This is a genomic window from Herbaspirillum sp. 3R11, from assembly GCF_004563925.1.
Lineage (GTDB): Bacteria > Pseudomonadota > Gammaproteobacteria > Burkholderiales > Burkholderiaceae_D > Herbaspirillum.
On sequence record NZ_SPNJ01000001.1, the window covers coordinates 1,066,561 to 1,092,527 of the forward strand.

Genomic DNA, 25,967 nt, shown 5'->3' on the forward strand with positions numbered 1-25,967 from the left:
GGCGTGGGATTGGATTCAAGGAAAGAAATTGTTGTTGCGCCTCCATTGTAGGAAGCGCTGCGCCTTTGCATAAGCTATGCTGTCTTCATCAATTTGTTGAAAAAAGTTCACCAATATGAGCCTCGACGCCAATTCCCTGATCATCTTCTGTCATGTCGCCAAGGCCGGCAGCCTGAGCAAGGCCGCCAAGGCGCTGAGCCTGTCGCGTTCGGCGCTGAGCCACCGCATCAAGGCGATCGAAGGACGCCTGGGTTGCCAGTTGCTGATGCGCACCACGCGAAAGGTCGGGCTGACCGAGGCCGGCTACCGGCTGGCCGAACATGCCGACCGCATGGCCGACATCCTCAAGGACGCCAACATGCTGGCGCACGGCCTCAATGAAGATACAGCCGGGCTGGTGCGGATTTCTGCGCCGCTGACCTTGGGTTCCGTGTGGCTCAAGCCGCTGCTGATGTCCTACATGCAGGCCAATCCGCGCGTGCAGGTGGACTTGCGTTTCAGCGAGCAGGCGGTCGACATCACCAGCGATCCGGTAGACCTGGCGATCCGCGTGGCGTCGACGTTGCCCGATGACGTGGTGGCAAAAAAGCTGTTCGGCATTTCGTGGCGGCTGTGCGCCAGTCCCGATCTGGCCGGGCGCTACGCCGCCGACTTGGCGGCCGGCAATCTGGCGGCGTTGCCGCTGGCGGGCTTCTCGCGCAGTCGCCAGTTCACGCAGCCGCTGATCGCGCGCGACGGCATTGCCATGCCGCTGGCCAACGAGACCGTGCTGCTGTCGAACGATCTTGACGTTGTGCGCGAAGCGGTGCGCCGTTCGCTGTGCGTGGCGGTGATGCCCGATTATTTCGTCAGCGAAGACCTGGCGTCGGGACGGCTGGTGAATCTCTTGCCGGACGCGCAAGTGGAGGTCGGCATCGGCGATCACGTCTATGCGCTGCATCTGCCGGGACGCTTGCTGCCGGCGCGCGTGCGCAGCCTGATCGCTTTTCTCGCGCAAGAGGGTGTGAAGCAATAGTCCATGCTTGATTGTTGAGATTTTCTGGACGGAGAGGGGGTGTATTTTTTTTGTACAAAGCCTCTTCCCAAGCGTGAAACAGTTGACGTAGAATCGTCAGCGGACCCCTCGGGTCCAACGTCGCTCGGACGGTTCCGGGCGCTTACGTGAAAGTACAACATGACTCAATCCCGCAGTCCGCGCAGCTTTGCGCGCATCGATCGCCTTCCTCCCTACGTTTTCAACATCACCGCCGAACTCAAGATGGCCGCACGCCGCCGTGGCGAGGACATCATCGACATGTCGATGGGAAACCCCGACGGCGCCACGCCGCCGCACATCGTCGAGAAGCTGGTCGAAGTGGCGCAGCGTCCCGACACGCACGGCTATTCGGCGTCGAAGGGCATCCCGCGCCTGCGCCGCGCCATCACGCACTGGTACAAGAGCCGCTACGACGTCGAGTTCAATCCGGACAGCGAAGCGATCGTCACGATCGGCTCCAAGGAAGGCCTTGCGCATCTGATGCTGGCCACGCTGGACAAGGGCGACACCGTGCTGGTGCCGAACCCGAGTTACCCGATTCATATCTACGGCGCGGTGATTGCCGGCGCCGACATCCGCTCGGTGCGCATGAGCCCGGACGTGGACTTTTTCTCCGAGCTGGAACGCGCCATCCGCGAGAGCTATCCCAAGCCCAAGATGATGGTGCTGGGCTTCCCGTCGAATCCGACTGCGCAATGCGTGGAGCTGGAGTTCTTCGAACGCGTGATCAAGCTGGCGCGCGAGCACAACATCCTCGTGGTGCATGACCTGGCTTACGCCGACATCACTTTCGACGGCTGGAAAGCGCCGTCCATCATGCAAGTTGAGGGCGCACGCGAAGTCGCGGTGGAATTTTTCACGCTGTCCAAGAGCTACAACATGGCCGGCTGGCGCATCGGTTTCATGGTCGGCAACAAGGAGCTGGTGGCGGCGTTGGCGCGCATCAAGAGCTATCACGACTACGGCAGTTTCACGCCGGTGCAGGTGGCGGCGATTGCCGCGCTGGAAGGCGACCAGTCCTGCGTGGAAGAAATCCGCGCCAACTATGAAAGCCGCCGCAACGTGCTGGTCAAGGGCTTGCATGAAGCCGGCTGGATGGTCGATGTGCCGAAGGCATCCATGTACATCTGGGCGCGCATTCCCGAGGCCTACCGTCATCTCGGCTCGCTGGAATTTGCGCGTCAGTTGCTGGAAAAGGCCAAGGTTTGTGTCTCGCCCGGCATCGGCTTCGGTGAATACGGCGATGAATACGTGCGTTTCGCGCTGATCGAAAATGAAGCGCGCATCCGCCAGGCGATCCGCGGCATCAAGACCATGCTGCGCGGTGAAAAGGAAGCCCCGTCGAAAGACAAGGCCGTCCGTAAAACTTAAACCTGCGTGAGCAGCGGCCCGAGCGCGCCGAGGGTGACGACGATCAGTCCGAGGATCAGGTTGATGCCGACGATGCGGCGGATCTGTCCGAGCGCTGCACCGCCGGCGGCCCAGTCTTCAGCCGCGACGGCGCGCTTGAGGCGCTTGTATGGCGCGAAGAACAGATGCGCGAAGATCAGCATCATCAGTATGCCGAGCCCGGCCATGCCGGAGATATACACCGGCGGCTTGCCCATCTGCGCCATCATGGGCAGGCCGCTGGCCAGGATCAGCGCGATCGCCAGCCACACCCAGGTGAAGAACTTGCCGAACACGCCGTTCCACAGCGCCAGTCGCGCCGGCGGTTGCAACACGGCGGCCGCGACCGGACGCAGGCACAGGTAGGCGAAGAACATGCCGCCGACCCAGACGGTGAAACCGAGAATATGCAAATATTTGGCGAAGAGCATCATGGCAAAAGTGATCTATATGTGGTGAACCTGGCAAGGGACTGCAGGCAGTCCGGCGAAAGCGGATTGTCGCATGCCTGGCGCAAGTACAGGACGACGCCATTCGCATCGTCTCACATCAGAAGAATATCCCAGTGAAGACCGACCCATGATTACCTTGAGCGCCTTGCACATCTATCCCATCAAATCCTGCGGCGGCATCAGCTTGCCGCAAGCCGCCGTCGGCGAGTTTGGTCTGAATCTGGATCGCAGCTGGATGCTGGTCGACGGCGACGGGCGCTTCCTGTCGCAACGCGAACATGGACGCATGGCGACGATTTCGACAGCGCTGGAGCACGATACGCCGGCGCTGCTGACCGTGCGTGCGCCCGGCATGGCCGACCTTCACTTGCCGACACGCATCGAGCAGGGCGCTCCGAGGTTGCCGGTGACGATCTGGGACGATGTCGTCGACGCGCTCGATTGCAGCGACTCTGCGCATCGCTGGTTTTCGGATTACCTGCAGGCCGACGTGCGGCTGGTGCGTTTTGATCCGCAGTCCCGACGCGTCTGCAGCCAGCGCTGGACCGGTGACCTCACGGCGACGACGCAGTTTTCCGACGGTTTTCCGATCCTGGTGGTGGGCGAAGCATCGCTGCAAGACCTGAACCTGCGCCTGCAAAAGAAGGGCACGCCGGCATTACCGATGGATCGCTTCCGGCCCAACCTGGTGCTGTCCGGACTGGAAGCCTACGAGGAGGATTACCTCGACACGCTGAGCTTCGGTCCGGTCGGCAGGGAAGTCGTGCTCAAGCTGGTCAAGCCGTGTGCGCGCTGTCCGGTGCCCGGCATTGACCAGCAGACCGGCCTGCGCGATGCCGACTGGCCTGACGAACCGCTCGACACGATGGCCGCTTACCGCGCCAACGAGCGCGTCGGCGGCGGCCTGACGTTCGGTCAGAATGCGATCGTGGTGCAGGGCTGGGACAATCTGCTCGCGGTCGGGCAGGACGTCGTGGGCGAACTGGCGTTTTGAGCTCGGTGTTCCGCTTCTGATATTTCGCTGCGGCATTACCTGCAATTTCCTTGCGGCAGGGTTCTCTGATTTGTCATACTCGGCAACCGTTCTTTGAGGTACATTCTTAAGAGAATGGGCATAAAACTTGCGATATCCGCTCAGGTTATCGATGTCTTTCATGCAAGCGACTTGTTGAGAATCTGGGGAAATGAACGAATGAAGCTGCTGGGTTCTTTGAAACTGCTGTGCTTCGGCGCGGCAGCCTTGTTGTCCGTGGCCGCAACGGCCGAAGACCGGACGGTATTGATAGGCTACGCGGCGCCGCTCACCGGCGCATCCGGCTCCATCGGCGCCAGTCTGGTGCAGGCGGCGGAAATCGCGGTGGACGATGCCAATCGGCAAGGCCTGCACATCAACGGCGACAAGCTGGTGTTCAAGCTGCTGGTGCAGGACGACCGCTCGGATATGCGCACCGGTTTGCTGGTGGCCGACTACCTCGTCAAGAGCGGTGTTGTCGGCGTGATCGGTCACTGGAATTCGGGTGTCGGCATTCCGGCCTCGCGCATCTACAACAAAGCCGACGTCGTGCAAATTGCCCAGGCCACGACATCGCATGCTTACACGCAGCAATCCTTCCCGACGGCTTTCCGCATCGTGCCGCACGATGACGAGAATGCCTATTACACCGCCGAATACGTGGTGCGCGAGATGAAGGCGCAGCGCATTGCCATCATCGACGACCAGACTCCGTTCGGCAACGGCTACGCCAGGCAATTTGCGCAATCGGTCGAATCGTTCAAGGGCAATATTGTCAGCCAGTACGGCATCAGCAGTCGCACCTCGGATTTCAACGCGGTGCTCAAAAACATCCAGAAGCAGAATCCCGACGTGGTCTTTTTCGGCGGTCTCGATGCGCAGGCCGGACAACTGGCGCGCGAGTTGCGTCGCTTCGGAATCGATGCGCCGCTGGTCGGCGTCGGCGGCACGGTTGGCCCGCAGTTTCTGAAAGCAGCGGGCGAAGCCGGCAATGGCACCATTGCGTTGGAGCCCGGCCCGGCATCCTACAAGGGCGCGCAATGGCATCAGTTCGACAAGACTTACAAGAGTCGTCACGGTGACGACATGGGCTTGTACGCGCCGTTTTCCTATGACGCCGTGCAGGTGCTGGTGGCGGCGATACGGCAAGCCAATTCGCTCGACCGGCAACGTATAGTGGCAGCGATGCATCAGGTCAGGCACAATGGGTTGACCGGGCCGGTGGCGTTCGATGAGAACGGTAATCTTGCCAATCCGGTATTCACCATTTATCAGGTCCGCAACCAGAAATGGACGCCGCTGAAAACCATCGGCGGCAAGAAGTAGGCGCAGAAATAGGCGCAGAAATAGGCACTCCACCAAACAATCAACCAACCCGTTCAGGAATACATGCCCGTCATCCGCATCATTACCGCCGTCAATTTCAACAAGCAAGGCCACGTGCAATACGTGCGTTGGGGATTGGCGGACACCGACACCAATCGCTGGACCAGCGCGCCGAGCGAAAGCCACATCATCCATGTGCTGGAAGCGCTCAAGTACGGCGAAGAGGTATGGACGATTTTTCCTGAAGGCGAACAGGTCGTGGCGGGGCCGCGCGTGCATACGGTGAAACTCAAGCCGGGATTGAAGACGATTGCCATCCTGCCGACGGAAGGCGAAGAGCCGGGCTCGCGACATACGCTGGAGCGCTTGCCGGTGTTCTGATGTGATGCAGCAGGGGATTAGTGCGGAAGGCGGGGCGGTGGTAAAGCCCGGCAAGGCCAAGTAAGGCCCGGTAAGGAGTTCATCCCCGGCAGTTTGCGTCCTGCGTCCGGGGATGATGTACAGATGACGGCGCTTGCTTATTTCTTCGGACGGCCGACCTTCAGCGGCGTCAAGCCTGCCAGCAGCGTCTTCAGCTTGCCGGTTTCCAGGTTCTTGATCAGCGATACGCCGATGCGAAGCAGATCGCTCTTCTTGATTTCAAATCCGGCCTTGAGGCAGGCTTTCTTCACCTGGCCCAGGACTTCGTATTCGGTTTCCGGCATGGTGAAGCTGTCACGCACTTGCTTGACTTTCTTGAGCTTCAGTTCGGCCTTCTTTTCAATCTTGGCGACAGCTTTGGCAACCGGCTTCGTGACCGGCTTGACTGTGGTCTTGGCGATCGGCGCCAGCGGCTTCTTCAGTGCCGGAGCGACGGCCTTGACGACCGGTTTCTTGGCGGCGACGGTTTTGGCCGCGACTGCAGGCTTGGCTGCGATCTTCTTTACGGCGGGCTTCTTTGCTGCAGGAGTCTTCGCTGCTGCCTTGATTGCCGGCTTAACTGCTGGCTTTGCTGCTGTTGCACGTACAGCTGGTTTTGCCTGAGGTTTTTGTGTTGCCATGGTTGCTCCCTTAAAAAATAATATAAACAATATATATTTTTTTGCCACATTCGGCAATCGCAAACGCGCTGCCCGCCTGATTTCAACGTTTTTTGCCGATTTTGCTTTCAAATGAAAGCAATGTAATCGTTTTCATCGTCATTCGAACATGCATCGCATCATGACGCATCTCCATCCGATAGCCACTCCCTGACCTGCTGCGCCACCCAATCCGGTTCATCCAATGTGAGGTCATGCCCCGCGCTGTCATGCGCACGCAGCGGCGCTTGCCATTGCTGTGCCAGCTTTCGGGAACAGTGTGGATTGACCAGTTTGTCGCCCATCCCGCACAGTACCAGCAAGTCCGTCGCCGGCGCTTGCGGCGGCGCTTCGTAGCGCATCGCCGCCGACAACTGGCGCAGGGCGTTGGCGCGTGTCACCGGCTGTTCGCGCAGATAGCGCATCCATTCGCTGAGCAGGCGCGCCGGCGGATGGCGATTGCTGGTGAGTCGCAGGATGGTGCGTTCGCGCCATGTATCGTCGTCTGCGCCGATGGCCAGTCGCAGCAGCGTCGCGTAATTACGCGGTCGCAGACGCTGGTAGAACGGACTGAACGGCCGCAGGCTGGTATTGATCAGCACCGCCTTTTCGATCTCGTCGGGATGGCACGTCGCCCAGTCGCAGGCGACCATGGCGCCGAGCGACAGCGCCAGCAGATTGTAGGGCGGAGCGATGCCGCGCTCCTGCAACTGGCCGCGGCAAGCTTCGACCATGTGGTGTACGTAGTCGGGACTGCGCCGGAGGTGCAGACTGCCATTGCCAGGCAGATCGAGCATGACGATCTCGGCCGTCGGCAAATAAGTCGCCAACACTTGTGGAAATTCCCCCCAGTGCCGGGTTTCGCGCATGAGGCCGCGCAGCAGGATCCACGGCCTCATGCCGGCGTCACCCTGACCGGCGTGCTGCCGTCTTCGCTGGGCAGCCAGTGCTGATGCGCGCACGCGGCGCGTGTAAGGAAGTCGAACCACACCAGATGGCTGCGCAGCACGCGTTGCAAGCGGTGCGGCTTGTTCGGATTGAACATGCCGGCGCGTGTGAACAGTTGGCGCGGATTCTTCTTGACCCACCGCCACGAACCCATCTCCAGCGTCAGCGGGAGGAATACGTTGTCGGTCTCTGCCGAGGTCTGCAAATACAGGTAATCCCACAAATCGCCATGCGTCAGGTATTGCATGCTCTGCGGCTCAAACAGGTAATTGTGATCAGCGTAGGTCTGGCTGAACAAGTCCTGGAGCGCCTGAATTTGCGGCATGTGACGTATCGGTTTGGAGCTGTGCGCGAACGGAAACCAGATGCGGTCTTGCAGGCCGAATCCGGAATGGCAATCCAGCGCGACGCTGAACTTGCGGCTGCTCAGTTCCTGCCGCACGACGTCGCACAGCGCCTGCGCCTCGGCCTGCATGGGCGCATCAGCCGGTCCGCGGTACCACGGCAGGCGTGCGCTGAAGCGTTGGCCGCCCAGCATGAAGGGGACTTTTTCCAGAGAGTCAACCGGCGCATTGCGCATCAGGTCGATGCCGTTGGCATTGCAGCGGGTGTTGTTCCACATGCCGGCGGGATTGACCAGCGGCATGAAGATCAGGCGCACCGATTCGAGTTGATGGTGCAGCACCTTGTCCCACTTGAGGCGGCCCAGCAGGCTGCGCAGGAAGGCCAGCAAGATGCGCGTGCCGATGCGTTCCAGTCCATGCACGCCGCCGAAGAATCCGACCGCCGGCGCTTGCGGATCGCTGCTGCCGATGCTGAGTACATACACCGGGAAATGACGCCCTCGGAATTCGATGTTGCAGGCGGAGCGCGCTTCGAGCAGCGGCGCGCCGGCCTGGATGATGCGTTCCAGTTCAATCAGTTCGGGTAGCTTCTGATCCATGCGGCTGCCGGCTCCTTGGGCGCAACGTCATTGTGGGGACTGTGGGGACTGCGGTCCGCAACTATTCTTGCACACAATTGCGGCAGCAAAATGACAAGCGTGTTTCAAACGGATGACCGGGACGTCGTCGCCCAAAAAAAGGAGCCTGTCGCCGCCATCGTTGGAGAGGGCGAGGACAGGCCAAGAGGGGGAAGGTGAATGAAAAAACTACTGCACACTACAGGAGGCTACGGCGCTGCAAAAAAACCTTTGGATTGCGGTGAATCAGGTGGAATGCAGACGTGACTCAGGCAATCTTGGCCAGGCGCACCGGCGGCTGAACGACATTCTTTTCTTCTTCGGCGGCGTGGACCTCACGCAGGTATTCGCTGAATTCCTTGCCGACTTCGACGTGCTTGGCGCCCATGGCGACCGTGGCTTTCAGGTAGCCGAGTTTGGAGCCGCAGTCATAGCGCTGGCCTTCGTAACGATAGGCGAGCACGGTTTCATCACGCATCAGGTCGGCGATGCCGTCGGTCAGCTGGATTTCGCCGCCGGCGCCTTTGCCGATATTTTCAAGACGCTCGAAAATGCCCGGGGTCAGTACATAGCGACCTACCACAGCCAACGTGGAGGGGGCGACGTCCGGCGCCGGTTTTTCAACGATGCCGCTGATGACATCCAGGCGATCGCTATGGGCGCTGCCAGGGTTCGTGCTGACGATACCGTATTGCTTGGTGTCGCTGCGTGGTACGTCTTGCACCGCGAGCAGGCTCTTCTGTTCGGTATCGAACACGTCCAACATCTGCGCCAGCACGTTCTTGCCGCCTTCCGGCGCATCCATGAAGTCATCCGCCAGCACGACAGCGAACGGTTCGTCGCCGACCAGAGATTTGGCGCACAGCACGGCGTGGCCGAGACCCAGCGGCGCCGACTGGCGGATATAGACGCAATTGACATGCTTCGGAATGACGTTGCGTGCAAACTCCAGCAGCTTGGTCTTGCCGGCGGCTTCGAGTTCGCTTTCCAGTTCGTATGCCGTATCGAAATGATCTTCAATCGCGCGCTTGTTGCGGCCGGTGATGAAGATCATTTCGGTAATGCCCGCTGCAACGGCTTCTTCAACGGCGTACTGGATCAGCGGCTTGTCGACGATGGGCAGCATTTCTTTTGGTTGTGCTTTGGTGGCAGGCAAAAAGCGGCTACCGAGGCCCGCAACGGGGAAAACGGCTTTAGTGATTTTTTTCATGATGTTCCTTGATGATCGAACGAGGGACGAATATGGATTGAATGCAAGGACGGCCGGTCAGGATTGCTGCGCGGACGAACGTTGCTGACGTTTGGTCTTGTGCAGCGACACCAGCATTGCGCAGGAATGGAACAGCGGCGCCGCGCCGGGACAGGCCTGGCTCAGAAAGCCTGCAGCCAGAAAAGGCCACGAGGAACTGTTGTCAAAGCGGTTGCCAAGGCGGTCGTTGATGTGCGTTCGTACCTTACGAAGTTGATGCATGGTGTTTCCCCCGTTAATTAGTTGACGCCAGCATAAAAAATCCGACTAGTGTTTGGCTATAGGAAACATTCCTTTTGATTTGTAGGAATTCGAGAATGTAGGACAAGCCGTAAAGCCCCTGAACGCGTGCGCTTGCCGCTTGTCCTACAAGGGAATTGGCCGCTGTCCGATATTGCCGTTTCGGTCCGGCAAATAAGATTCTGTCAGCCGCTTGCAACTTCACTTGTGATGTTGGTTTGTGACGTCACACGTGGCATTGAGTTGCATCGCGGGTTTAAAGAAAAATAACTTTGAAAGGAACATCATGTCTCATGGAATTATTGTCTGGCTGATCATCGGCGCAGTAGCAGGCTGGCTGGCCGGCGTACTGGTCAAGGGCGGCGGCTTCGGCCTGCTGGTTGATATCCTGGTGGGTATCGTCGGCGCCTTCATCGGCGGCTGGCTGGCCGGTTTGCTGGGCATCGGCGTGGGCGGCGGCATCGCGGCTTCCATCGTTACCGCCACCATCGGTGCGGTTGTCCTTCTCCTGATTTTGCGACTGATCCGGCGCGCTTAGCGTTCTCGCTTAGTGCTCCATTTGTCATCGCTTATTGATATACGGAAAAAGACAGCACAAAGAAGACTGCGGACGTTGTCACTCATGTATCGTTCGCAGTCGATATCTCGTGTACAGTCAAAACGTGCAGAAGATTCCTTCATTGCGGGAGTGAAGATCATGCAGACCACAGAAACCACCGAGAGAATCATTTCCATCCATTCGTCACGTGTGTCGTCAGGCAGCACGACGAAGCCCACGCGTGCGCTTGCCACTGCGCCGCAGCCTTACCAGCCCAGCCAGCCTCACGTGCTGACCGAGGATGTCAAGGCGCAACTGGCGGAAGCCAATCAGCGACGCCGCGAAAATCTGTATCCGCGGTTGGCGCAGGCCCTGGCGACGGTAGAGCAAAGCAGCATCACGCGCAGCTATTCGGAAGAGCGTGCGATGTCCCTGCAAGAACTCGCAGCTGCCAACAAAGCGCGACGTAGCAGGTTGCGCGAAGCCGGTTATTCATTGCCGATGGTTAGCATGGCATAAGCCATATAACCAGCCTCATAACCAGCCTCATAACGCACGCAGTGGACGCAACGATCCGATTGTTTTTTTGCGTCAGTTCGTCGCAACATTTTCTCCGCCATTTCAGCGTTTATACGGCTGCGCACGTCATCGACCGGGGTTGACGCCACGGCGCTACAATAGCGGGTCAGATGAATCCGATCCGCGTGCCGACCTGGTCGCGGCAGTGCCAACCGTCATGTTGGCGAAGCCGGCGGTTGTGCCGCCGCTTCATCTCCTTAGCTTCACACCCTAATTCTGAGAAACGACACTACATGAGCAGCATCAGCCCTCTGGCCGGTCAACGCGCCGTTACTTCGTCCCTGGTCGACATTCCGGTGTTGGTGACCAGCTATTACAGCCTCCGTCCCGATGCGGGCATTGCCTCTCACCAGGTTGCATTCGGCACCTCGGGGCATCGCGGCAGCTCGCTCAATTACAGCTTCAATGAATGGCATGTGCTGGCGATCACCCAGGCCATTTGCGACTATCGCACTGAAAACAACATCAACGGTCCGCTGTTCATCGGCATTGACACGCACGCCTTGTCGGCGCCGGCCTTTGCCAGCGCGCTTGAAGTGCTCGCCGCCAACGGCGTGCAGACCATGGTGTCGCGCGGCACGCCTTATACGCCGACGCCGGCGATATCGCACGCCATCCTGATGCACAATCGCATGCATCCGTCGGCGCAGGCCGATGGCATCGTCATCACGCCGTCGCACAATCCTCCCGATAACGGCGGTTTCAAGTACAACACGCCCAATGGCGGTCCGGCCGATACCGACGTCACCAGCTGGATCGAGAAGCGCGCCAACGTGTATCTTCAGAGCGCCGTGCGCGATGTCAAGCGAATTCCCTATGATCGTGCCCTGCGTGCCGCCAGCACGCATCAGTACGACTACCTTGAGACCTACATCAACGATCTGCCCAACATCATCGACCTCAGTGCGATCCGCGATGCCGACATCAGCATCGGCGTTGATCCGCTGGGCGGTGCAGGTGTGCATTACTGGGGCGCGATCGCTGATCGCTACGACCTCAAGCTGACCGTCGTCAATCAGGAAGTGGATCCGACTTTCCGCTTCGTGCCGATGGACTGGGACGCGCAAATCCGCATGGATCCGTCGTCGCAATACGCCATGCGTGAACTGATTTCCCTGAAGGACAAATTCGATATCGCCTTTGCCTGCGACACCGATCATGACCGTCACGGCATCGTCACCAAGAGCGTTGGCTTGATGCCGTCCAATCACTACTTGTCCGCTGCGGTGTCGTATCTGTTCCAGAACCGGCCGGAATGGCGCGCCGAGACCGGCGTCGGCAAGACGCTGGTCAGCAGCCAGATGATTGACCGCGTGGCGGCGCAGTTGCATCGCCCGCTGCAAGAGATGCCGATCGGTTTCAAATGGTTTGTCGACGGACTGCAAGACGGCAGCCTCGGTTTTGGCTGCGAAGAGAGTGCAGGCGCCTCGTTCCTGCGTTTCGACGGCACGCCGTGGAGCACCGACAAGGACGGCATCACCGCCGCCTTGCTGGCCGCCGAAATGACGGCGCGCACCGGTCGCGATCCCGGCGAAATTTACCAGGGCCTGACTGAGCAACTCGGTCGGCCGTGCAATGGCCGCATCGAAGCCGCAGCCACTCCGGAGCAAAAAAAGCTGCTGTCAAAACTGTCGGCCGAGAACGTGCGTTCCACTCAACTGGCCGGAGAAGAAATCCGCCAGATCCTGACCAAGGCGCCGGCCAACGACAAAGCGTTCGGCGGCGTCAAGATCGTCACCGACAACGGTTGGTTTGCGGCACGTCCGTCCGGCACGGAGAGCATCTACAAGATTTACGCCGAAAGTTTCCGCGACGAGAAACATCTCGACAGCATCTTTGCCGAAGCCCAGGAAATCGTCAGCGCTGCGCTGGCGGGCGGCTGACCGGCTTTTTTAATTTTTCTTTGATTTCCCCGGCGGCATGAGGCTTGCGCTTCATGCCGCGTTTTCGTTCTCACGCCGATTTCAGCAGATCCTCCTACAGGGGAATAAGTGCCTGTCCTGCTGGCAAGCGGCCCGGTCCTCCTTAAGATGAACTATCCCGCATTTCATGTGAAGGAGTTCATCATGCCCAGAGGCGATAAATCTTCCTATACCGACAAGCAGAAACGCCAGGCCGCGCATATCGAGGCCGGCTATGAAAAGCGTGGCGTCAGTCACAAAGAGGCGGAAAGCCGTGCATGGGCGACCGAGAACAAGGTGTCCGGCGGCGGCCGCAAGTCCGGTTCGGCGCGCAAGCACTGAACATCAAGCATCAGGAGCCACGAGATGTTTGCCGAAAGCATGATTCTGCACGCACTCACCGAGTGTGAGACGCAAGGTAAGCAGGCGAACCAACCAGGCAAGGAGTACAGCATGACCGTCACCACAGAAAAAACGCAAGCGGAGCAGACTCAGACCCCGACTCAGACTCAAAGCCAGAGTCAGCAATCCGGGCAACCATCAGGTCAGCAGCAACCCCGTTCCCATTTTGTCGATCCGCTTGGCCGTCCTATCTATCAGGGCACGCCGCGCTTCACCGATCAGCAGGCCGGCGGTGATCTGACCGGTGATGAATCCGATGCACGCGACGATAACTACGTTGAAACCGGCGCCGGCCAAAATGCACGGGATGTGTCCGCGCATGCCAGCAAGCTGCCGTCGGCGTCTACCGAGTTGCTTCGCTCCGCCGCAGTTGCGGCTCCGGTACCCGTGACCCCGACTCCATCGAAGAGCACTCCGGTGGAGCCTGACGGCACCGAAGATCCAGGCGCCAATGCCGACGACGGACTGGTTCCACGCAACGAGGACGGCGCCGGTTCCGAACAGCACTAACGTGTACCGTGCCTGAGCCTGGCAATTTTCGCGTCATGCCCTGACGCGCCGGCGGCAGCTGTCCTCTCTGGAGTCAGCTGCCGTTGTCACAATTTCCTTCCGACATGTGCCTTCTCACATGGCCTGACATGTCATGACCGGAGAGCGCACATCGACATTCCTACCGTCTATTTCCTGATCGCCGGCATCCTGCTGATGTTCATGGTGTTTCTCGAGTCGGTGCTCGAGCGCCTGCCATTCAATGCGGCCATGCTGTACCTGCCTATCGGCTGGCTGCTGGGGCCTGCCGGCATCGGCCTGATCCACATCGATCTGCGATCGCACGCCGACGCGCTGACCGTGATCACGCGCGTGGCCTTGCTGCTCTCGCTGTTTACGGTTGGTCTCAAACTGCGTGTGGCATTTCGCGGCGAAGGCAGCCGTTTGTGGTGGTTGCCGTTGCGCCTTGGCGTCGTGTCGATGCTGATCACCGTGCCTTTGCTGGCAATCTGTATCGCCTTCCTGTTCGGGCTGCCGTTTGCCGTGGCCTTGCTGCTGGCGGCTATCCTGGCGCCGACCGATCCTGTACTGGCGTCCGATGTGCAGATCAAGAATGTCGATGATCCCGATCAGTTGCGTTTTGGGCTGAGCGGCGAGGGCGGTCTCAACGACGGCAGCGCCTTTCCGTTCGTGATTCTTGCCTTGATGCTGCTGGGCGTGACCGACGAAATTGCCCAGGTCGATCACTTTGGTTGGTTCGTCGCCTGGGGCGTGGTCGCAGGCATCGGTTGCGGCGCGCTGGCGGGCTGGGCCCTGTCGCGCATGGTGCTGTTCGCACGCCAGCGTTTCGGCCTTGCGCTCGGCATGGAAGAATTCATGGCGATCGGCATCATCATGCTGTCTTATGGCGTGGCTGAACTGATCCACGGCATCGGCTTCCTGTCGGTGTTTGCGGCGGGGCTGGCGATGCGCCAGGTGGAGTCCGCCAGCAGTGGCGACAAGCCGGCCGGCGAACTGATCGCCGCCGCGCAGGACAGCGGCAAGAACGCCGCCGCCGTCCATCCTGAACAGGCACCGGTGTACCTGACCGAAACCGTGCTCGGCTTCAACCAGCAGCTGGAGCATTTCGCGGAATTCTTCATGGTGCTGCTGATTGGCATCCTGTTGTCCGAATACGGATTGTCGGGAGAGGGCGTTCTGATTGCCGGGCTGCTGTTCTTTATCGTGCGTCCGATTGCAGTGGCGCTTGGCCTGCTCGGCTCCGGCACCGAGACGTCGCATCGCTGGCTGATCGCCTGGTTCGGCATTCGCGGCGTCGGCTCGCTTTATTACCTGTGCTTCGTGCTGCAGTTCTGGCATGACAAGCTCAATGCACGCATCGCGCAGGATGTGCTGACGGTGCTGGCGCTGTCCATCCTGTTGCATGGCATTTCATCGACGCCGTTGATGCACCTGTATTGGCGCAAGCGCGTTGCGGCCAAGGGAGGCGCCCAATCCGGGGAAGAGGTAAAGTAATAAAACTACATTTACTACATTCATATTTTTTACTTTGATTTGGAATTTCCTGCATGAAGCAGCGTGTTTAGGGCGTAATTCGCTGGAAATAATCGACCTCCTGTGCCAGAATAAATAAAAACTAGTAAAACTACATAAAATATCGCCGGCCAGCTTGTGTTCTGCTCAAGTCTCTTGCCAGGTCGGCGCCTGATCAGGAACACAGGAGACCGCATGAGATTTTCCCCTCTGACGCCGCTGATGCAGTTGAAGATCGGCCACCGGCTGTCGCTTTGCTTTGGCGTCATTCTGGTGCTGATGGCCGCCGTCACTGCACTGGCCGGCTTGTCCGCGCAACGTGCGCAGGAGCAACTGGCCGCGGCGCTCAGCCACACCAACGGCAAATCTGAAATCGCCGCGCTGATGCGCCAGAGTCTGTTTCGCCAAGGGCAGGCCGCGCGCAACGTCGGCACGCTGACCGACCTCAGCGCCATGCAAAAGGAAATGGCGCGTATCGGCATCGAGCGCAAACGCTACCGCGTCAATCAGGAGGCTTTGCTCAAGCTCGGCGTCACTGCAGAAGAACGCGCCATCATCGGGGATATGGCCGCCTATGACAGCCGCAGCGAACCGTTCATACTGCAGGCGGAAGAATTTGCCGCCGGCTTCAATGCCGGCCAGGCCACCAAGCTGCTCAATACCGAAGTGGCGCCACTGCAGAGCCAATGGCTGGAAGCCATCGATAAGCTGGTCAAGCTGGAGCAGGGGCAGATTCAGCGCGACCTGGACGATTTCGCGCAGAGCGGCCATCGCACCACGCTGGCGACGATTGCGATTTGTGCAGTGGCGATGTTGTTGGCGGTGCTGGTGGCCTGGCGCCTCAACCGCAGCATCACGCGTCCGCTTAACGAAGCGGTGAGTTTGGCTTCGCGCGTGGCCGCAGGCGACCTGACGGCGCACATCGCGACCGGCGGCAGGGATGAGACAGGACAGTTGCTGAACGCGCTGGGCAGCATGAATCAAAGCCTTCTGCAGACCGTCAGCGAAGTGCGGGACGGCACGCAAAGCATTTTCCGCGTATCGCAGCGAAATGCCGCCGGCAACACCGATCTGGCGGCACGCACCGATGCCCAGGCCGGTTCCTTGCAGCAGACTGCAGGCGCAATGGCTGAGCTGGCCGGCATCGTCGGCCGCAATGCGGAACAGATCGGCGAAGCCAACCGGCTGGCGCAGTCGGCGGCGGACGTGGCCTCGCGCGGCGGTGAAATCGTCTCGTCGGTGGTCGGCACGATGACTTCGATCAAGGACAGTTCGCGCAAGGTGGTCGACATCATCTCGGTGATTGATGGCATTGCCTTCCAGACCAACATCCTCGCGCTCAATGCTGCGGTGGAGGCCGCACGCGCCGGTGAACTCGGCCGCGGCTTTGCCGTGGTGGCAACCGAGGTGCGTCAGCTCGCCATGCGCAGCGCCGCCGCCGCCAAGGAAATCAAGCTGTTGATCGGCGACTCGGTCGAGCGCATCGATGCCGGCAGCCGGCAGGTCGACGACGCCGGTCGCACCATGCGCGACATCGTCGATTCGGTCGAGCACGTGGTCGGCATCATGGACGAGATCGCCGCCGCCAGCGACGCCCAGCATCGCGGCATCGCCGATCTCAATCAGTCGATTGCCGGCATCGATGCCGTCACGCGCACCAACGCCACGCTGGTGGCGGAAGCCGCCGTCGCCACCGCCGACATGCAGGAGCAGGCGCGCAAGCTGTGGGATGCCGTCAGTGCGTTCCGGGTCGGTTCCGACGCCGAAGCCGGCGCGTTGCAGTTGCTGGCGACTGCGCCGGAACCCGCTCCACAATTGACGCGACGCCGTCCATCCCTGCTTGGGGTGGCGCCGGCGTAAGAGTTGCGGAAGCCCGAAAAAGTGTTTGTCCTATACGCAGCGCCCGCGCCAGCGGGTAGCCTGTTGCTGTGACGTGATGTGACGCAAAAAGCCGGTGTCGCCACCGGCCGGCGTCGCTCTGAGCTCGAACCTGAGCTTCCATTGCAGCAGAAAGGACATCCCATGCACAAGCCACAAGACATCCCGCCGGTAGAAGTGCCGCCGCTGGATCCGAGCCCGCCGCAGGATCCGATTCCTCACCAGAACCCGCTGTGAGGAGGCGCGCGCATGCATACCCCGCAAGAGCCGCAAGAGACGCCGCCAACCGTACCGCCGCCTAAAGACATTCCGCCGGACGAATACAACCCGGTGGAAGATCCGCCTCTCAATCCGCCCGAGCCCGGCATTCCCGAGCCGCCGGAGACGCCGATCAGGATGGCGTAGAGCGGTCGACGAATATTCAAGAACATTCCACTTGAGGAGTACCACATCATGGCAACCAGCACACTGGACTTGGACGTCCTGCCGATTTCCGACCGGGAATTGAGCAAAGGCCACGACAATCACGCCTTGGGCCCGGGCGACAGCTCGGACAGCGGCAGCGACATGACGAACATCGCCACCGAAGCCGACACCGATTCGCACGGCACTGGGGAGCGCGCTTCCGTTGAGCGCGGCAGCCGCGACCGCGCGCCGGAATTGCCGGAGTCGGTCGAGCAGGTCGCCAGCGACGACGAAAGCGGTGAAGACATCGTCGCCGCCGACGAGCGCGAGCTCGAAAAGCAGACGGACAGCGTCAAGGAATCGAAGAAGATCAAGCGCGACCAGGATCTCGACGACGCCCTGGAAGACACCTTTCCCGCCAGCGACCCAATCAATCTGACGCCCGAAGCACCCAAAAAGGTGGCAAAGGGCCCCAATCAGTAACGGAATCACGCAGTAATCCCTGGCTTCTCCTGAAGTCCGAGCGGGCCGGTTTTCCATCTGTGGAAACCGGCCCGCAAGCGTTTCTGCAAGCCGTTTCCGGGTTGCCAGAATTGCCCGCGACACCTATACTGCCGGGGTAGCATTGCCTTGGGTATCCGGTGGATGGTCATTCACCGGATTTAATCGGGAAGTCGGTGCGTTTGTCGGTCAATTGCAGTGAACGTCGGTGAATTGTTATTTATCCTCGTTTGTAATGCCATGTGATCCGTCAGGCAAAGCCCACGCTGCCCCCGCAACGGTAAGCGAATCAGCGAATCTGCATCCAGCCACTGTGCACCGGTGTTACCAACACGGCATGGGAAGGCGCAGATTCCGGTTCCGGCGAGATCATGCTCGCTGTGGATCGTTCGCCAGCCCGGAGACCGGCCCTCGGTATAACGACTTGTTTTGCATCGCGGAGGGCGATCGACGGACTGCTTCCCGGAATGCTGTTTCTTTGCACCCCGCGTTGTTTCCTGATTTTCCTTCGTGACGGTTCCGCTGCGCTGCTTTGCTTTAGCGCCGCAAGCGGTTGGTTTCAATCCGGCTCAGGCCTATCCGAAGGAAAACACATGGCAATCATCACCGGCGCATCCGCCCACGATACCGATACACTCGACTCCGACTCCAGTTCTGCTTCCGGCGCGCGACTCTGGCGCGATCGCATCCTGCCGGGCTTGACCGCCTTCGTGCTCGGCGCCGCGCTGATCTACGCTGCCGGCTTTGCCTCCGCCGTGGAACTACACAACGCCGCGCATGACGGTCGTCATTCGGCCGGCTTTCCTTGCCATTAAGACGCCAGGCGGACTCCCTCAATGATCAATTTCGCAGTATTGCGACGGATTGCCCCCGTCGTCCTGTTGGCCGGCGCGTTGGCCGGCTTGTTGCTGACGGCCGTGCAGCAGGTGCAAGTCTCCCGCATTATTCTGCAGGCGGAAGTCTACGAAGAAGCCGCAGCCGCCAAGGCGCATGAGCAGGCGCACGCCGCTGCTTCCGCAGGCGCGCCTGCAGCAGAAGCCCATGAGCATGAACACGGCGACGAATGGGAACCCGCCAACGGTTTCGAGCGCACCGCTTACACCGTGTTGGCCAACGTCAGCATGGCGATCGGCTTCGGCCTGTTCCTCGCTGCCGCGATCCTGGTCAGCGGCAAGAAAGTGACCTGGCGCTCCGGATTGCTGTGGGGCGCGGCCGGTTACCTGGTGTTCTTCGTCGCTCCGTCGCTGGGCTTGCCGCCGGAAGTGCCGGGCACCGTGGCGGCGCCACTGCATGCGCGTCAGTTGTGGTGGATCATGACGGCCGGCCTGACCGCTGCCGGTCTCGGCCTTGGCGTGTATGCGCGCCATTGGGCGCTGAAGTTGCTGGGGCTGATTTTGCTGATCGTGCCGCACCTGATTGGCGCACCGCATCCGGCAGTGCCGGGCGGCGCCGCGCCGGAAGAGCTGGCGCAGGCGTTCATCCACGCCACCGCATTGGCCAACGGCATATTCTGGCTGACGCTGGGCGGACTGACCGGTTACTTCTATAAAAAATTCGCCTGAAAATTCACCTGAAATTCAGGTTGTCATTTTGGATGCCGATCCGGTCACTACGGCCGTATCGGCATTTTGGTTATTAAGAAACTGAACGCATGAGAACCCACCACCGCCACGTCCTGATGTGCACCGGCCCGCGCTGCACCGAAAACGGCGTGCTGGCCGAAGCCATGTTCGCCGTGCTCGGCGAGCAGATCGACGCGCGCCCCGAGCTGCGCGTCAAGCGCACGCGCACCCACTGCATGGTGGCCTGCAAGGCGCAGGCGCCGGTCGTGGTGGTATATCCCGAAGGCGTCTGGTATCGCTGCGAGGATGCCGCCGCGATCGAACGCGTGGTGGTCGAGCATCTCGAAGGCGGGCGCGAAGTCACCGACCTGATCTTCCATCGCCTCGGCAGCGGCGACGTCAATCCCGAGGAACCAGAAAATGTCTGACCAGGCAACACAATCCGTCGCTGCAACGTCTGCACCATCAGCACGTATTGCCGTATTGACCCATGCGTCCACCGACCTGGCGATCCTGCATTACGCGTTGACGCAATTGCCGGCTGATTTTCCGCCAACCATCGGCATCAACCTGCAAGGCGTGGAAAACGAAACACGCATGAGCGAGTTGTTGCAGAACGAACTGGCCGACGCCGACATCATCGTGCTGCGCATCCTCGGCCGTCTCGGCAGTGTTGCCGGATTTGCCGAACTGCTGCGGCATGCGCAACGCCAGGGACGCCATCTGATTGCGCTCAGCGGCGCCGGTGAGCCCGACGCCGAACTGGCGGCAGTGTCGACCGTCCCGACCGATGTGCTGCGCGAGGCGCTGGCGTATTTCCATGGCGGCGGCAGCGTGAACCTGGCGCAATTTCTACGCTTCGTGTCGGACCGTTTGCTGCTGACCGGATTCGCTTACGAGTCCGCGGTGGCCTTGCCTGATCACGGGATCTATCACCCGGATCTCGAACAGGATGCCGGCATTGCCGACTGGCTTCAGCTCAGACTTAAATCGCGCATTGATGTCGCAGGCCGCCGTAAACCGGCAGTCGGCATCATCTTCTATCGCGCCCACTGGATGAGCGGCAACACGCGCTTCGTCGATGCGCTGGTGACATCGCTGGAGCAGCGCGGCATGGACGTGCTGCCGATCTTCACGGCCTCGCTGCGTACTTCGGCGGCGGACTCCGATTTGCCGGCGGCGCTCAGTTATTTCGCGGGAGAGAAGGGCGCGCATGTTGACGTCCTGATCAACACCACATCCTTCGCGATGGGTGAAATCACGCCGGGCGGCCCGACGCCTGCGGGCTGGTCGGTCTCGGTGCTGGAAAAACTCAACGTGCCCGTGCTGCAAGCCATGACCAGCGGCATGACGCAGGACCAGTGGGAAATCTCCACGCGCGGCATGAACCCGCTCGACGCGGCCATGAACGTGGTGCTGCCCGAGTTCGACGGCCGCATCATCAGCGTGCCGTTGTCGTTCAAGGCGCAGGCGGCAGGTTTGTCCGGGTCCGGCGACGTGGTGGAGTTCCATCCGGTGGCCGATCGCGTCGAACGCATCGCCGGCCTGGCAGCGCGCTTCGCCCGTTTGCGCGCGCTCGACAATGCCGACAAGCGCATCGCCTTCATCTTCACCAATTCCAACAGCAAGGCCTCGCAGATCGGCAACGCCGTCGGCCTCGACGCGCCGGCCTCGCTGATGCGCATCCTCGAATCCATGCGTGAGGCCGGCTACGCTATCGGCGACTTGCCCGAGAGCGGCAGCGCGCTGATCCACACACTGGTCGATCGCTGCTCCTACGACAATACTTATCTCACCAGCGAGCAGTTGCAGCATGCGGTCGGCCGCGTGTCGGCGGACCGCTATGCCGAATGGTTCGCGGAGCTGCCGCAAGTCTTGCAGCAAAAGATCGAAGCGCAATGGGGCGCCGCGCCCGGCGTCGCCTACGTGCACGACAATCACCTGGCATTCGCCGGCGTTGAGCTGGGGAATGCTTTCGTCGCCTTGCAGCCGCCGCGCGGTTACGGCATGGATCCGGATGCGATCTATCATCAGCCCGACTTGCCGCCGACCCATCATTACTATGGCCTGTATCGCTGGCTCAGCGATGAATGGGGCGCTGACGCCATCGTCCACGTGGGCAAGCACGGCACGCTGGAATGGCTGCCGGGCAAGGGCGTCGGCCTGTCGGAAAACTGCTTCCCCGACGCGCTGCTGGGCGACATGCCGTTGTTCTATCCCTTCATCATCAACGATCCGGGCGAAGGTTCGCAGGCCAAGCGACGCGGCCACGCGGTCGTGGTCGACCACCTGACGCCGCCGATGACCACCGCCGACAGTTATGGCGCACTGGCGCAATTGACGCAATTGGTCGATGAGTACTATCAGGTGGAAGTGCTGGACCCATCCAAGCTGCCGCTGCTGCAGCAGCAGATCTGGGAGCTGGTCAAGCAGACCAATCTCGACAGCGACCTGCAGATGAAGCTGCTGCATCACGACCACGATCATGACGATGAACATGGGCATCACCATCATCACGGCCATGCGCATGATCACAGTCACGGCGACCATGATCACGACCATCCGCACGACCACAGTCACGAGGGCGAATTGCCCGAAGCGCTCAGCGCCATGGGCGGCTCCGACGTCGCCCACCTGATCGAAGACCTCGACGGCTATTTGTGCGAACTCGGTGCGGCGCAGATCCGCGACGGCCTGCACATCCTCGGCCGCGCACCGGATGCGGCGCAGATGCCGGACATGCTGGTGTCCCTGACGCGCCTGCCGAACCAGGACATCCCCGGTCTGCAGGAAGAAATGGCGCGCTTGTTCGGCCTCAAGCTCGACATGCTGCTGGAGAACAAGGGTCAGCGCCTCAATGCCGACAGCGCCCTGGCGCGCATCGCCGGTCGCGCAGTAGTCACGCGTGCCGATGCAATAGAAGCCATTGACGATTTGTGTGTGCGCCTGATGCAGACGCTGCAGGACAGCGAGTACAGAGTCGAAGCCATCAACGGCATTCTGCAATCCATGTTCGGCGACCTCAGCATCGACAAGCCGCGCCTGCAAACCGCCTCTTTGCGTCAACCGGGCAGCGTGATCGGTCAGATGAAGATGCAGGCGCGCGCCAGACCGTTGGTCGCAGCGCCGGTGATTGCAAAAGCACCGGAGCCGGCAACCGACAAGTTCGCAGCCTTACGCCGTGTCCTCGATTTCACCTGCCGCCAGTTGCTGCCCAACCTGCATCGCGCCGGAGACGAGATCGGCAATTTGCTGCTCGGCCTCGAAGGTGGCTACGTGCCCGCCGGCCCGAGCGGTTCGCCTACGCGCGGCATGGCGCACATCCTGCCGACCGGGCGCAATTTCTATTCGGTCGATCCGCGCAGCGTGCCGTCGCAATCGGCCTGGCGTGTCGGTCAACAACTGGCGCGCGAGGTATTGGAAAGACATTGGCGCGAAACCGGCGCGTATCCGGAGAGCGTCGCCATCAGCATCTGGGGCACCAGCGCCATGCGCACCCACGGTGACGACGTTGCGCAGATCCTGTGCCTGCTCGGCGTGCGTCCCGTATGGCGGCCCGGCAACCGCCAGGTGTCCGGCATCGAGGTAGTGCCGCTGCAAGAGTTGCAACGCCCGCGCATTGACGTCACCACGCGCATCAGCGGATTCTTCCGCGACGCCTTCCCGCAACTGATCGACCTGATCGACGACGCCGTCAACGCCGTCATCGCATTGGATGAGCCGCTCGACCAGAACTTCGTGCGCAAGCATTACCTGCAGGAACTGGGCGAGTGGATAGGCAAGGGCCTCGGCCAGGATGAGGCGCAAGAGCGCGCCGCCTATCGCATCTTCGGGGCAAAGCCCGGCAGCTACGGCGCCGGCATCTTGCCGCTGATCCAGGAAAAGAACTGGCAGGCCGATGCCGATTTTGCCGAGGCCTATATCAACTGGGGTGGCTATGCCTACGCACGCAAGCTTGGCGACAAGCAGGGTAGCGATCAGCGCGACGCCTTCCGCACGCGCCTGTCGGGCGTGCAGGTGGCTTTGCACAACCAGGACAACCGCGAACACGATATCTTCGACAGCGACGATTACCTGCAATATCACGGCGGCATGATCGCGACGATCCGTTCCCTGACCGGCCAACAGCCGCGCCATTATTTCGGCGACAGTCACGATCCGGCGCGCGCACAGGTGCGCGACCTCAAGCAGGAAACGCTGCGCGTATTCCGCTCGCGCGTGGTCAATCCCAAGTGGCTCGACAGCATCCAGCGTCACGGGTACAAGGGCGGGCTGGAGCTGACCGCGACGGTCGATTATCTGTTCGGCTATGACGCCACGGCGCAAGTCATGGACGACTGGATGTACGAGCAGTTGGCGCAGACTTACGCCTTCGATCCGGGCATGCAGCGCTTCCTCGAAGAAGCCAATCCCTGGGCCCAGAACGCGATTGCCGAACGCCTGCTGGAAGCGGCCAGCCGCGGCATGTGGGAAGAGCCGCAGGCGCAGACGCTGGAAGACCTGCGCCAGCTTTACCTGAAGAGCGAAACCTTGTTGGAGGCGCGCGGCGAAACCCCGCGCGGAGTCTGATATGAGCGTTCCCCTGTTTCCATTTTCGGCGATCGTCGGGCAGCCGCAACTGAAGAATGCCTTGCTGCTGTGCGCAGTCGATACCACGCTGGGGGGTGTCCTGATCCGTGGCGATAAAGGTACCGCCAAGAGCACCGCTGCGCGCGCCCTGACGGCAGTGTTGCCACCGGTCGAGCGCATCGCCGGCTGCGCCTTCAATTGCCTGCCGGGTCAGCCTGCCGAACATTGTGCTGTCTGCCAGAGTGATGCCAAAGCAATCTCGGCGAACGTACCTTTCGTCACGTTGCCGTTGGGTGCGACGGAAGATCGCGTGCTCGGTACGCTCGATCTGCAACGCGCGTTGAAGGGTGAAAAGAATGCATTCCAACCGGGCCTGCTGGCCGCAGCGCATCGCGGCATCCTGTACATCGATGAAGTCAATCTGTTGCCGGACCATCTGGTCGACGTGCTGCTCGACGTTGCCGCCATGGGCGTCAATTCGGTGCAACGCGAAGGCCTGTCGGTATCGCATCCGGCGCGCTTCACGCTGATCGGCACGATGAACCTGGAAGAAGGCGACCTGCGTCCGCAGCTGCTCGACCGTTTCGGCCTGATGGTGGAAGTGGTTGCGCCGCGCGACAAGACACTGCGCGCCGACGTGGTGCGCCGCCGTCTTGCCTATGAAGCCGATCCGCTTGCCTATGCTGCGCAGTGGAATGATGAGCAGGAAGCCTTGCGCACCCGCATCGCCGCGGCGCAAGCCTTGCTGCCGCAAGTCGTTCTGAGCGATGCCTTGCTCGATCTGATCAGCCATCTGTGCTGCGAGTTCGAAGTCGCCAGCCTGCGTGCCGACATCGTGATGCACAAGACCGCGCGTGCATTTGCCGCGCTGGACGGCCGTGCACAAGTCACGCCGGACGACGTGCGCGCCGCCGCCGAACTGGTGCTGCCGCATCGCCGCCGCCGTAAGCCGTTCGAACAACCGGGCCTTGATCAGGACAAGCTCGACGATTTGATGCAACAAGTCGCGCCGCCATCGGAACCGCAGGACAGCAATGGTGAGGATCAATCGGATTCCTCTTCCGATAGAAATGATCAATCGGACGGCGGCGACAGCCAGCAAGTATTCGCCGCCGCCAACGTCGGCGATGCACGTCAGTTAAAAGTCGATACGCCCGTGAACAATGTTTCCACGCTCGCCGGTCGCCGCAGCGATGCTGCCGATGCTACGCGCGGCCGCATGATCCGCGCCGTGCCGGACAGCAATCCGGCCAGCCTGGCGGTCGGCGCCACCCTGCGCAGTGCAGTGTTGCGCAGCGCAGCGGAAGGCGTGGAAGAGGGCGCCGTGCTGCAATTGCAGACGAGTGATCTGCATGCCAAGGTCAAGGCTGGCAAGAACGCCAACCTGATCCTGTTCGTGGTGGACGCCTCCGGTTCGATGGCTGCGCAGCGCCGCATGGAAGCGGTCAAGGGCGCGGTGCTGGCTCTGCTGACGGATGTCTATCAGCGTCGCGACCAGGTGGCGGTGATCGGTTTCCGTGGCGACAAGGCGTCCTTGTTGCTGGCGCCGACACGCAGCGTCGACCTGGCGGAACAAGGCTTGCGCGAACTGCCGACCGGCGGTCGCACACCCTTGCCGCATGCGCTGCAACTGGCCTTGCAAACACTGGAACAGTCAGCCGGCGTTGCGCCGCCTTTGCTGGTTTTACTCAGCGACGGCAAAGGCAACGTCGCGCTGGAAAACGGCGGCGACCCCTGGCGCGAGACGCTGGCGCTGGCCGAGCAACTGGCTGCACGCGGTACGCCTGCGCTGGTGCTCGATACCGAAACCGGCTATGTGCGCCTCGGCCGCGCTGCGCAATTGGCGCAGGCGCTCGGTGCGGAATGCATGACGCTGGAAGAACTCACTGCCGACAATTTGGCGCTGACGATTCGCGCCCGCATGACTCAATAAAGTATT

The 25,967-nt window shown here is 61.0% G+C and carries 25 protein-coding genes and 1 riboswitch; of the genes, 19 read left to right on the top strand and 6 right to left on the bottom strand.

What is annotated here, in order from left to right; translation table 11 throughout:
• Nucleotides 1-115 precede the first annotated feature (115 nt).
• Together E4P32_RS05055 and alaC are read left to right on the top strand one after the other, a co-directional pair.
• Nucleotides 116-1,015, top strand: a complete 900-nt coding sequence (locus E4P32_RS05055; protein WP_116432970.1) for a LysR family transcriptional regulator — start codon at nucleotides 116-118, stop codon at nucleotides 1,013-1,015.
• 159 nt (nucleotides 1,016-1,174) lie between these two features.
• Complete coding sequence (alaC, locus tag E4P32_RS05060; RefSeq protein WP_116432969.1) at nucleotides 1,175-2,407, top strand: alanine transaminase; 1,233 nt, start codon at nucleotides 1,175-1,177, stop codon at nucleotides 2,405-2,407.
• On the opposite strand, the gene E4P32_RS05065 is transcribed toward alaC, so the two are convergent.
• Nucleotides 2,404-2,856: a CopD family protein gene (locus E4P32_RS05065; protein ID WP_040503558.1), complete on the bottom strand. Its 453-nt coding sequence runs from the start codon at nucleotides 2,854-2,856 to the stop codon at nucleotides 2,404-2,406. The genes alaC and E4P32_RS05065 overlap by 4 nt on opposite strands.
• A 148-nt stretch (nucleotides 2,857-3,004) precedes the next feature.
• Between E4P32_RS05065 and E4P32_RS05070 the strand changes: the two genes are divergently transcribed.
• From E4P32_RS05070 to E4P32_RS05080, 3 genes are all read left to right on the top strand, one after another.
• Nucleotides 3,005-3,871 (top strand): MOSC N-terminal beta barrel domain-containing protein, encoded by an 867-nt coding sequence (locus E4P32_RS05070; RefSeq protein ID WP_116432968.1) that lies wholly within the window; start codon nucleotides 3,005-3,007, stop codon nucleotides 3,869-3,871.
• Nucleotides 3,872-4,069: 198 nt separating this feature from the next.
• Nucleotides 4,070-5,215, top strand: coding sequence for a branched-chain amino acid ABC transporter substrate-binding protein (locus E4P32_RS05075; protein ID WP_116432967.1), 1,146 nt, complete (start codon nucleotides 4,070-4,072; stop codon nucleotides 5,213-5,215).
• A gap of 63 nt (nucleotides 5,216-5,278) precedes the next feature.
• Nucleotides 5,279-5,596 (top strand): hypothetical protein, encoded by a 318-nt coding sequence (locus E4P32_RS05080; protein ID WP_116432966.1) that lies wholly within the window; start codon nucleotides 5,279-5,281, stop codon nucleotides 5,594-5,596.
• Between the two features lie 137 nt (nucleotides 5,597-5,733).
• On the opposite strand, the gene E4P32_RS05085 is transcribed toward E4P32_RS05080, so the two are convergent.
• From E4P32_RS05085 to E4P32_RS05105, 5 genes are all read right to left on the bottom strand, one after another.
• Nucleotides 5,734-6,255, bottom strand: a complete 522-nt coding sequence (locus E4P32_RS05085; protein WP_199525573.1) for a hypothetical protein — start codon at nucleotides 6,253-6,255, stop codon at nucleotides 5,734-5,736.
• Between the two features lie 158 nt (nucleotides 6,256-6,413).
• Entirely contained in the window at nucleotides 6,414-7,172 is a 759-nt protein-coding gene (locus E4P32_RS05090; RefSeq protein WP_116432965.1) for an alpha/beta hydrolase, read from the bottom strand.
• The gene (locus E4P32_RS05095) at nucleotides 7,169-8,164 is read right to left on the bottom strand and encodes a M14 family zinc carboxypeptidase (RefSeq protein WP_116432964.1); all 996 of its coding nucleotides are present in this window, start codon (nucleotides 8,162-8,164) and stop codon (nucleotides 7,169-7,171) included. The genes E4P32_RS05090 and E4P32_RS05095 overlap by 4 nt, the downstream gene beginning before the upstream one ends.
• 286 nt (nucleotides 8,165-8,450) lie before the next feature.
• Nucleotides 8,451-9,392, bottom strand: a complete 942-nt coding sequence (gene galU / locus E4P32_RS05100; RefSeq protein WP_116432963.1) for a UTP--glucose-1-phosphate uridylyltransferase GalU — start codon at nucleotides 9,390-9,392, stop codon at nucleotides 8,451-8,453.
• Nucleotides 9,393-9,449: 57 nt separating this feature from the next.
• Nucleotides 9,450-9,653: a hypothetical protein gene (locus E4P32_RS05105; protein WP_116432962.1), complete on the bottom strand. Its 204-nt coding sequence runs from the start codon at nucleotides 9,651-9,653 to the stop codon at nucleotides 9,450-9,452.
• A 304-nt stretch (nucleotides 9,654-9,957) separates the two neighbouring features.
• Here E4P32_RS05105 and E4P32_RS05110 point away from each other — a divergent pair, with 304 nt between their 5' ends.
• The 14 genes from E4P32_RS05110 to E4P32_RS05165 all read left to right on the top strand — a co-directional run bounded on the left by E4P32_RS05110 (nucleotide 9,958) and on the right by E4P32_RS05165 (nucleotide 25,961).
• The gene (locus E4P32_RS05110; protein WP_016834934.1) at nucleotides 9,958-10,209 is read left to right on the top strand and encodes a GlsB/YeaQ/YmgE family stress response membrane protein; all 252 of its coding nucleotides are present in this window, start codon (nucleotides 9,958-9,960) and stop codon (nucleotides 10,207-10,209) included.
• A 159-nt stretch (nucleotides 10,210-10,368) separates the two neighbouring features.
• Nucleotides 10,369-10,728: a hypothetical protein gene (locus tag E4P32_RS05115; RefSeq protein ID WP_233526562.1), complete on the top strand. Its 360-nt coding sequence runs from the start codon at nucleotides 10,369-10,371 to the stop codon at nucleotides 10,726-10,728.
• A gap of 293 nt (nucleotides 10,729-11,021) precedes the next feature.
• A complete protein-coding gene (pgm, locus tag E4P32_RS05120) occupies nucleotides 11,022-12,671 on the top strand; it encodes a phosphoglucomutase (alpha-D-glucose-1,6-bisphosphate-dependent) (protein WP_116432960.1) in 1,650 nt (549 codons plus the stop codon).
• A gap of 183 nt (nucleotides 12,672-12,854) precedes the next feature.
• Nucleotides 12,855-13,031, top strand: a complete 177-nt coding sequence (locus tag E4P32_RS24055; protein ID WP_167735697.1) for a hypothetical protein — start codon at nucleotides 12,855-12,857, stop codon at nucleotides 13,029-13,031.
• A gap of 24 nt (nucleotides 13,032-13,055) precedes the next feature.
• Nucleotides 13,056-13,601 carry a hypothetical protein gene (locus E4P32_RS05125; protein WP_116432958.1) on the top strand — a complete coding sequence of 182 codons (546 nt, stop codon included), beginning with the start codon at nucleotides 13,056-13,058 and terminating at the stop codon, nucleotides 13,599-13,601.
• Between the two features lie 189 nt (nucleotides 13,602-13,790).
• The gene (locus tag E4P32_RS05130) at nucleotides 13,791-15,095 is read left to right on the top strand and encodes a cation:proton antiporter (protein ID WP_116432957.1); all 1,305 of its coding nucleotides are present in this window, start codon (nucleotides 13,791-13,793) and stop codon (nucleotides 15,093-15,095) included.
• 213 nt (nucleotides 15,096-15,308) lie between these two features.
• On the top strand, nucleotides 15,309-16,973 hold the full coding sequence (locus E4P32_RS05135; RefSeq protein WP_116432956.1) for a methyl-accepting chemotaxis protein: 1,665 nt from the start codon (nucleotides 15,309-15,311) through the stop codon (nucleotides 16,971-16,973).
• A gap of 267 nt (nucleotides 16,974-17,240) precedes the next feature.
• Nucleotides 17,241-17,396 (top strand): hypothetical protein, encoded by a 156-nt coding sequence (locus E4P32_RS24060; protein WP_167735698.1) that lies wholly within the window; start codon nucleotides 17,241-17,243, stop codon nucleotides 17,394-17,396.
• 48 nt (nucleotides 17,397-17,444) lie between these two features.
• Nucleotides 17,445-17,879, top strand: coding sequence for a hypothetical protein (locus E4P32_RS05140; RefSeq protein WP_116432955.1), 435 nt, complete (start codon nucleotides 17,445-17,447; stop codon nucleotides 17,877-17,879).
• 146 nt (nucleotides 17,880-18,025) lie between these two features.
• A riboswitch (cobalamin riboswitch) is annotated at nucleotides 18,026-18,325 on the top strand.
• A 165-nt stretch (nucleotides 18,326-18,490) separates the two neighbouring features.
• Nucleotides 18,491-18,712 carry a CbtB domain-containing protein gene (locus E4P32_RS24205; protein ID WP_116432954.1) on the top strand — a complete coding sequence of 74 codons (222 nt, stop codon included), beginning with the start codon at nucleotides 18,491-18,493 and terminating at the stop codon, nucleotides 18,710-18,712.
• A gap of 21 nt (nucleotides 18,713-18,733) precedes the next feature.
• Nucleotides 18,734-19,459, top strand: a complete 726-nt coding sequence (locus E4P32_RS05150; RefSeq protein ID WP_116432953.1) for a CbtA family protein — start codon at nucleotides 18,734-18,736, stop codon at nucleotides 19,457-19,459.
• Nucleotides 19,460-19,548: 89 nt separating this feature from the next.
• Nucleotides 19,549-19,887 (top strand): ferredoxin, encoded by a 339-nt coding sequence (locus E4P32_RS05155; RefSeq protein ID WP_167735699.1) that lies wholly within the window; start codon nucleotides 19,549-19,551, stop codon nucleotides 19,885-19,887.
• On the top strand, nucleotides 19,880-24,028 hold the full coding sequence (locus E4P32_RS05160) for a cobaltochelatase subunit CobN (protein ID WP_116432951.1): 4,149 nt from the start codon (nucleotides 19,880-19,882) through the stop codon (nucleotides 24,026-24,028). Before E4P32_RS05155 ends, E4P32_RS05160 begins: the two co-directional genes overlap by 8 nt.
• 1 nt (nucleotide 24,029) lies before the next feature.
• Nucleotides 24,030-25,961 carry a putative cobaltochelatase gene (locus E4P32_RS05165; RefSeq protein ID WP_116432950.1) on the top strand — a complete coding sequence of 644 codons (1,932 nt, stop codon included), beginning with the start codon at nucleotides 24,030-24,032 and terminating at the stop codon, nucleotides 25,959-25,961.
• Nucleotides 25,962-25,967 lie beyond the last annotated feature (6 nt).